At 58.5% G+C, this 8,121-nt stretch carries 6 protein-coding genes and 1 rRNA gene; 4 read left to right on the top strand and 3 right to left on the bottom strand.

The window, feature by feature from the left end; genetic code table 11:
- The 3 genes from ACYCCG_RS04110 to ACYCCG_RS04100 form a co-directional block, all read right to left on the bottom strand.
- Nucleotides 1-653: ribosomal RNA gene (locus ACYCCG_RS04110) — 16S ribosomal RNA — on the bottom strand; the annotation flags it as partial.
- Nucleotides 654-1,206: 553 nt separating this feature from the next.
- Nucleotides 1,207-2,427: a CaiB/BaiF CoA transferase family protein gene (locus ACYCCG_RS04105; RefSeq protein WP_459669500.1), complete on the bottom strand. Its 1,221-nt coding sequence runs from the start codon at nucleotides 2,425-2,427 to the stop codon at nucleotides 1,207-1,209.
- A 13-nt stretch (nucleotides 2,428-2,440) separates the two neighbouring features.
- The gene (locus tag ACYCCG_RS04100; protein WP_003252907.1) at nucleotides 2,441-3,622 is read right to left on the bottom strand and encodes an acyl-CoA dehydrogenase; all 1,182 of its coding nucleotides are present in this window, start codon (nucleotides 3,620-3,622) and stop codon (nucleotides 2,441-2,443) included.
- A gap of 160 nt (nucleotides 3,623-3,782) precedes the next feature.
- Between ACYCCG_RS04100 and ACYCCG_RS04095 the strand changes: the two genes are divergently transcribed.
- From ACYCCG_RS04095 to ACYCCG_RS04080, 4 genes are all read left to right on the top strand, one after another.
- Nucleotides 3,783-4,700: a LysR family transcriptional regulator gene (locus tag ACYCCG_RS04095; protein WP_176683042.1), complete on the top strand. Its 918-nt coding sequence runs from the start codon at nucleotides 3,783-3,785 to the stop codon at nucleotides 4,698-4,700.
- A gap of 419 nt (nucleotides 4,701-5,119) precedes the next feature.
- Nucleotides 5,120-6,241 carry a Re/Si-specific NAD(P)(+) transhydrogenase subunit alpha gene (locus ACYCCG_RS04090; protein WP_021784628.1) on the top strand — a complete coding sequence of 374 codons (1,122 nt, stop codon included), beginning with the start codon at nucleotides 5,120-5,122 and terminating at the stop codon, nucleotides 6,239-6,241.
- 11 nt (nucleotides 6,242-6,252) lie between these two features.
- The gene (locus ACYCCG_RS04085) at nucleotides 6,253-6,567 is read left to right on the top strand and encodes an NAD(P) transhydrogenase subunit alpha part 2 (RefSeq protein ID WP_003252914.1); all 315 of its coding nucleotides are present in this window, start codon (nucleotides 6,253-6,255) and stop codon (nucleotides 6,565-6,567) included.
- Between the two features lie 2 nt (nucleotides 6,568-6,569).
- The gene (locus tag ACYCCG_RS04080; RefSeq protein ID WP_176683041.1) at nucleotides 6,570-8,006 is read left to right on the top strand and encodes an NAD(P)(+) transhydrogenase (Re/Si-specific) subunit beta; all 1,437 of its coding nucleotides are present in this window, start codon (nucleotides 6,570-6,572) and stop codon (nucleotides 8,004-8,006) included.
- Nucleotides 8,007-8,121: the final 115 nt, after the last annotated feature.

Here is an 8,121-nt window from a genome sequence, read left to right as displayed (position 1 = left end):
GTACTCTAGCTTGCCAGTTTTGGATGCAGTTCCCAGGTTGAGCCCGGGGCTTTCACATCCAACTTAACAAACCACCTACGCGCGCTTTACGCCCAGTAATTCCGATTAACGCTTGCACCCTCTGTATTACCGCGGCTGCTGGCACAGAGTTAGCCGGTGCTTATTCTGTCGGTAACGTCAAAACAGCAAGGTATTAGCTTACTGCCCTTCCTCCCAACTTAAAGTGCTTTACAATCCGAAGACCTTCTTCACACACGCGGCATGGCTGGATCAGGCTTTCGCCCATTGTCCAATATTCCCCACTGCTGCCTCCCGTAGGAGTCTGGACCGTGTCTCAGTTCCAGTGTGACTGATCATCCTCTCAGACCAGTTACGGATCGTCGCCTTGGTGAGCCATTACCCCACCAACTAGCTAATCCGACCTAGGCTCATCTGATAGCGCAAGGCCCGAAGGTCCCCTGCTTTCTCCCGTAGGACGTATGCGGTATTAGCGTTCCTTTCGAAACGTTGTCCCCCACTACCAGGCAGATTCCTAGGCATTACTCACCCGTCCGCCGCTGAATCAAGGAGCAAGCTCCCGTCATCCGCTCGACTTGCATGTGTTAGGCCTGCCGCCAGCGTTCAATCTGAGCCATGATCAAACTCTTCAGTTCAATACTGCTTGGGTTTTTAAGAAACCCTAAACTTGGCTCAGCAATCTCAAATGACTATGTGATTTCTCGCATGGCCACTTGTGATGCTGATAATCTTTTTGACTATCAGTCCGTACTCACAAGCACCCACACGAATTGCTTGATTCGATTTGTTAAAGAGCGTTTGGTTAAGATCTTTTCGTCTCAACCGAGGCGCGCATTCTACGCTTTCCTCAGAGCCTGTCAAGCGTTTATTTTGAAGTTTTTTGCGAGAAACTCGTTTAGCTTCAAACACTTGGCTCGCTGCGATCTCTCGTAGCGGGAGGCGAATCATACAGCACTTAGAAGCACTGTCAACCACCTTTTCAACCGCTTTCGATCATTTGATCGTAGCCCTTACAGCACCTTCAGAATTGTCTAACTCATTGAATTTCAAGGAGTTTGTCGTTCCGTTGTCGCTGGAAGTGGGGCGCATTATAAGGGGATTCGCGAGGGCGTCAACCTTTAATTTCAATAAACCTTGATAGCGCAGAAAAGCAAAGCGGGGAGGCCTGTCGGCCTCCCCGCTTTTCATCTAAAGCACACCCGCAACACGCAGACGCTGTACCTCGCCGGCATCCAGCCCCAATAATTCCCCCAGCACCACTTCGGTGTGCTCGCCCAGCAGTGGTGGCGCCCGGCGATACTCCACTGGCGTCTCCGACAACCGTATCGGGCTCGCAACCTGCGGCACATTACCCGCCAATGGATGCGGAATACTCACCGCCAACCCACGCGCCGATACCTGAGGGTCCTGGAACATCTGCGCCAGGTTATTGATAGGCCCACATGGCACTCCAGCAGCCTCCAGCTGGGCCACCCACTCAGCCGTGGTCTTGAATACCGTAGCCTGACGGATCAATGGTATCAGCTCGGCCCGGTTGGCCACCCGCAGCTTATTGGTAACGAAGCGCGGGTCTTCCGCCCACTGCGGCTGCCCAGCCACCTCGGCGAACTTACGGAACTGGCTGTCATTACCCACAGTAAGAATGAAATCGCCATCTGCCGTCGGAAAGTCCTGGTAGGGGACTATATTGGGGTGTGCATTGCCCAGCCGACGAGGAGGGGTGCCCGTGGTCAGGTAGTTCATTGCCTGGTTCGCCAGACAGGCGACCTGCACATCGAGCAATGCCATGTCGACATGTTGGCCGATCCCTGTCTGATCCCGGTGGGCGAGAGCAGCCAGCATGGCGACCGTGGAATACAACCCGGTCAGAATATCGGTAAGCGCCACACCCACCTTGACCGGCCCCGCGCCTTCTTCACCCTCCGGACGACCGGTCAGGCTCATCAGCCCACCCAATCCCTGGATCATGAAGTCATAGCCAGCGCGCTTGGCATAGGGCCCGGTCTGACCGAAGCCGGTAATGGAGCAATAGATGAGCTGCGGGTTTACCGCCTTGAGGCTCTGGTAGTCCAGGCCATAGGCAGCCAGCCCACCCACCTTGAAGTTCTCTATGACGATATCGCACTTCGCCGCCAGCTCCCGCACCAACCGCTGCCCCTCTGGCTGGGTAAAGTCGATGGTCACCGAGCGCTTGTTGCGGTTGGCCGACAGGTAGTAAGCCGCCTCACTGGTGTCCTCACCTTCGACATCCTTTAGGAAAGGCGGCCCCCATGAGCGGGTATCGTCGCCACTGCCAGGGCGCTCGACCTTGATCACGTCGGCGCCAAGGTCAGCCAGAATCTGACCAGACCACGGGCCGGCCAACACGCGCGAAAGGTCTAGCACCCGCAGATGTGATAGCGCGCCCATGGCTTGCTCCTTATTAATAGAACGCCTGGATACCAGTCTGCGCACGCCCCAGGATAAGTGCATGCACGTCGTGGGTACCTTCATAGGTGTTGACCACCTCCAGGTTAACCAGATGACGGGCCACACCAAACTCGTCGGAGATGCCGTTGCCGCCCAGCATGTCACGCGCCATACGGGCGATATCCAGCGCCTTGCCGCAGGAATTGCGCTTCATGATGGAGGTGATCTCCACCGCAGCCGTCCCTTCATCCTTCATGCGCCCCAGACGCAGGCAGCCCTGCAGCGCCAGGGTGATTTCGGTCTGCATGTCGGCCAGCTTCTTCTGTATCAACTGGTTGGCGGCCAGTGGACGACCAAACTGCTGACGATCCAAGGTGTATTGGCGGGCGGTGTGCCAGCAGGCTTCAGCGGCACCCAGCGCCCCCCACGAAATACCATAGCGAGCCGAATTCAGACAGGTGAACGGGCCCTTGAGGCCACGCACGTCCGGGAAGATGTTCTCTTCCGGCACGAACACATTGTCCATGACGATTTCACCAGTGATCGAGGCGCGCAGGCCAACCTTGCCATGAATGGCCGGGGCACTGAGACCTTGCCAGCCTTTTTCCAGTACAAAGCCACGGATATCGCCTGCATCATCCTTGGCCCACACCACGAACACATCGGCGATGGGACTGTTGGTGATCCACATCTTGCTGCCGGTCAGCCGGTAGCCACCATCGACCTTCCTCGCCCGGGTAATCATCGAGCCAGGATCGGAGCCATGGTTAGGCTCGGTCAGACCGAAGCAACCAATCCACTCGCCACTGGCCAGTTTGGGGAGGTACTTCTGCTTTTGCGCTTCGGTGCCAAATTCGTTGATCGGCACCATCACCAGCGACGACTGCACGCTCATCATCGAGCGGTAACCCGAGTCGATACGTTCCACTTCGCGAGCAATAAGGCCGTAGCACACATAGTTCAGGCCGCTGCCACCGTATTGCTCGGGGATGGTTGCACCCAACAGGCCGACTTCACCCATCTCGCGGAAGATCGCGGGGTCGGTCTGCTCGTGGCGGAAGGCCTCGAGCACACGCGGTGCCAGCTTGTCCTGGGCGAACTGATAAGCGCTGTCACGCACCATGCGCTCTTCTTCAGTGAGCTGCTGATCCAGCAGCAACGGGTCGATCCAGTTGAAGCTTGCTTTACCGGCCATGAGCGAATCCTCGAAATAGGGGGCAGTTTCTTGTGCCTTTGAGCCTAGGCCTGATCGGCGGCGGGGACAAACGAGGATTGCGCACCGATTAGTGATATTTTGTCACTCCGTAAATCGGCAAAACGCCTTATTGACAGCCTTACAAGTGAGGTTGACGTACATGCGCCGTAAGATCCCCAGTACCGCCGCCCTGATTTGCTTCGAGGCGGCAGCCCGTAACGAGAGCTTTACCAAGGCTGCCCAGGAACTCGCACTGACCCAGGGTGCCGTCTGTCGGCAGATCGGCGGTCTTGAAGCCTTCCTCAATGTGGAACTGTTCCGCCGTTCGCGCCGCGGCGTGACGCTGACTGAAGCCGGCCTGTCCTACAGTCGCCAGGTGGCGGCCCAACTGGATGCCGTGGAGCGCGATACCTTGTCAGTGATGCGCCAGCAAGGCGCCAATGTGATCGAACTGGCGGTAGTACCGACGTTTGGCACTCAATGGCTGCTACCACGGCTCAAGGACTTCCAGCAGCGCCATCCGGAGGTCACGGTCAACCTTACCAACCGCACCCGGCCCTTCCTGTTTGCCGACACTGCCTTCGATGCAGCCATCTATTTTGGTGATGCAGACTGGTCAGGCACCCAGTCGCACCAACTGATGGGCGAAAACCCGGTACCGGTTTGCAGCCCGACACTGCTGAACGGCCAAGGCGTGCTCGAAGCACGCCACATCGCGCAACTACCATTGCTGCAGCAGAGCACACGCCCGTATGCCTGGCGGCAATGGTTCGGCAGTGTGGGCATGCACGTTGAGCGCGACATGACAGGCCCGCGCTATGAACTATTCTCGATGCTCGCCCAGGCGGCCATGCACGACATGGGCATTGCCCTGATACCACCGTTCCTGATCCAGCGGGAGTTGGAGGAGGGTAGGCTGGTGGTCGCTAACAGGCATGCCCTGAGTAGCGACAAGGCCTACTATCTGATGATTCCAGAGCGCAAGGTGGAGTCGGCCTCGCTACGAGCTTTTCGCGACTGGCTTGTGAGCCAGGCTCAGGCCTACATCAATAAGACAGGGACAAGCGCGACAAATTGACTCTGTAGTCAATTATTTTAAACACCTACAGATATATGTATATGTCGCATATACGCAAACTGTAACGCAAGCACAAAAATACCCTTTAACCCTGCTAAGTACGCGGCTTAGCGAGTTATTTTGCGACATCCAACTAGTCGTAAGCGAATTGGCCGATTTTTTTTTGATTTTTTCTCCTAATCTGCCAATGGTCCATGCTTGACGGGCTGCAGCCCTATCACTGCGACAAGCGGTCACAGGGTGACTTGTAGTTTTGACTTCGTTTCGCTCCAGAACCGGTTGAAGGCCTCTGGGTTCGTCTGCAAAATGCTTCGCCCCGCCCGGGATCCGGCGGGTTGGCGCTCCACAGCCGCCCCAGCGCACCATCCGAAGTGTGCTGGCTTCTACAAAGACAAAAGGTCACCGCAGGAGAAATAGTCGTGCACATTGGTGTTCCTCTCGAGACGCAGACCGGTGAGACAAGGGTCGCTGCGACCCCCGAAACCATCAAGAAACTGATTGGCCAGGGCCATCAGGTCACCGTTCAACGGGGGGCAGGGCTCAACGCCGCCATTCCGGACAGTGCCTATGAAGCCGTGGGTGCTTCCATTGGGAGCGCTGCCGATGCCTACGGCGCCCAATTGGTACTCAAAGTGGTCGCCCCCAACGACCAGGAACTGGCCCTGATCAACAGCGGCAGCCTTCTGGTGGGCATGCTCAACCCCTTCAACGGGGAACTGATCGGCAAGATGGCCGAACGCGGTATTACCGCCTTCGCCCTGGAAGCCGCGCCGCGAACATCGCGGGCGCAGAGCCTGGACGTGCTGTCGTCGCAGGCCAACATCGCCGGCTACAAGGCCGTGTTGCTGGCAGCCCATCACTACCCACGCTTCATGCCGATGCTGATGACCGCTGCCGGTACCGTCAAGGCGGCACGCGTGCTGGTCCTGGGTGCCGGCGTTGCCGGCTTGCAGGCCATCGCCACAGCCAAGCGCCTGGGTGCGGTGATCGAAGCATCCGACGTTCGCCCTGCTGTGAAAGAGCAGATCGAATCACTGGGCGCAAAATTCATCGACGTGCCATACGAGACCGACGAGGAGCGAGAGTGCGCCGAAGGCGTTGGCGGCTATGCCCGACCAATGCCGGCCAGTTGGATGCAGCGCCAGGCCCAGGCCGTGCACGAGCGCGCCAAGCAGTCCGATATCGTCATCACCACCGCGCTGATCCCTGGCCGCAAGGCGCCGACCCTGCTAAGCGCCGAAACCGTGGCGCAGATGAAGCCTGGCTCGGTAGTCATCGACCTGGCTGCCGCCCAAGGCGGCAACTGCCCGCTGACCGTCGCAGACCAGGTGGTGCAGGAGAATGGCGTGACCATCGTCGGCCCGACCAACCTGCCGGCCCAGGTGGGTGCCGATGCTTCGGCACTGTATGCACGCAACCTGCTGGACTTCATGAAGCTGCTGTTCGACAAGGACGGCGCGCTGATCATCAACCTCGAAGACGACATCGTCGCGGCCTGCCTGATGTGCCGTGATGGTCAAGTCGTCCGCAAAAACGGCTAAGGAGCACGACAATGGAAGACATGCTGATTTCCCACGGCATCTATAACCTGATCATTTTCGTGCTGGCCATCTATGTGGGTTACCACGTGGTGTGGAACGTCACCCCGGCGCTGCACACCCCATTGATGGCGGTCACCAATGCCATCTCGGCAATCGTGATCGTCGGCGCCATGCTGGCCGCAGCCCTGACCGTGACCCCGGCCGGCAAGTTGATGGGCACGCTGGCCGTAGCCCTTGCCGCAGTCAACGTGTTCGGTGGCTTCCTGGTCACCCGCCGCATGCTTGAGATGTTCAAGAAGAAAACCAAGAACGAGGCGAAGAAGTAAGCATGAGCATGAATCTGGTAACGCTCCTCTACCTCGTCGCCTCGGTGTGCTTCATCCAGGCGCTCAAGGGCCTGTCGCACCCGACCACCTCGCGGCGCGGCAATTTGTTCGGCATGATCGGCATGGGGCTCGCCATCCTCACTACGGTTGGCCTCATTTATAAACTCGGGGCTGAACTTGCCACCGCCGGTATCGGCTATGTCATCGTCGGCCTGCTGGTCGGCGGCACCGCCGGCTCGATCATGGCCAAGCGCGTCGAGATGACCAAGATGCCCGAACTGGTCGCCTTCATGCACAGCATGATCGGCCTGGCCGCGGTATTCATCGCCATTGCCGCCGTACTGGAGCCGCAGTCGATGGGCATTGTGGCTGCCATCAGCGACCCGATCCCTACCGGTAACCGCCTGGAACTGTTCCTCGGCGCTGCCATCGGTGCCATTACCTTCTCCGGCTCGGTGATCGCCTTTGGCAAGCTGTCGGGCAAGTACAAGTTCCGCCTGTTCCAGGGCGCACCGGTACAGTTCGCTGGCCAGCACAAACTGAACCTGATCCTCGGCCTGACAACCATCGCCCTAGGCTTGCTGTTCACTTTCACTGGCCACTACAGTGCCTTCACTCTGATGCTGGTCCTGGCCTTCATCATGGGTGTGCTGATCATTATTCCGATCGGCGGCGCCGACATGCCAGTGGTGGTGTCGATGCTCAACAGCTACTCGGGCTGGGCAGCGGCCGGCATCGGCTTCTCGCTGAACAACTCGATGCTGATCATCGCCGGCTCCCTGGTAGGTTCGTCCGGTGCCATCCTCTCGTACATCATGTGCAAGGCGATGAACCGTTCGTTCTTCAACGTCATCCTCGGCGGCTTCGGTGGCGATACCGACGCTGGCGCGGCGCAGGGTTCGCAAGAACAGCGGCCGGTGAAGTCCGGCTCGGCTGACGATGCCACCTTCCTGCTCAGCAATGCCGACAGCGTGATCATCGTCCCGGGCTACGGCCTGGCGGTGGCCCGTGCCCAGCACGCGCTGAAAGAGCTGACCGAGAAGCTGACCCACAACGGGGTGACCGTGAAGTATGCGATTCACCCGGTGGCGGGCCGTATGCCCGGGCACATGAACGTACTGCTGGCCGAGGCTGAAGTGCCGTACGATCAGGTATTCGAGATGGAAGACATCAACGCCGAGTTCGGCCAGGCCGACGTGGTGCTGGTGCTGGGCGCCAACGACGTGGTCAACCCGGCGGCGAAGAACGATCCCAAGTCGCCAATCGCCGGCATGCCGATCCTCGAAGCGTTCAAGGCCAAGACCATCATCGTCAACAAACGCTCCATGGCCAGTGGCTATGCCGGCCTGGACAACGAACTGTTCTATCTGGACAAGACCATGATGGTGTTCGGTGACGCCAAGAAGGTCATCGAGGACATGGTCAAGGCGGTGGAGTGACAACAGTCGCTACAAACCCGCTGATATAAAGGAAGCCCCGGTCAGAATCTGCCGGGGCTTTTCTTTTGTTGATCCGGATCAACGGCTCAAATACAAGGCTTCTCATACGACCATG

It is taken from the genome of Pseudomonas sp. VEM90 (genome assembly GCF_054611535.1).
Note: the sequence above shows the minus strand (reverse complement) of the source record. Positions and strands in the feature narration are given on the sequence as shown.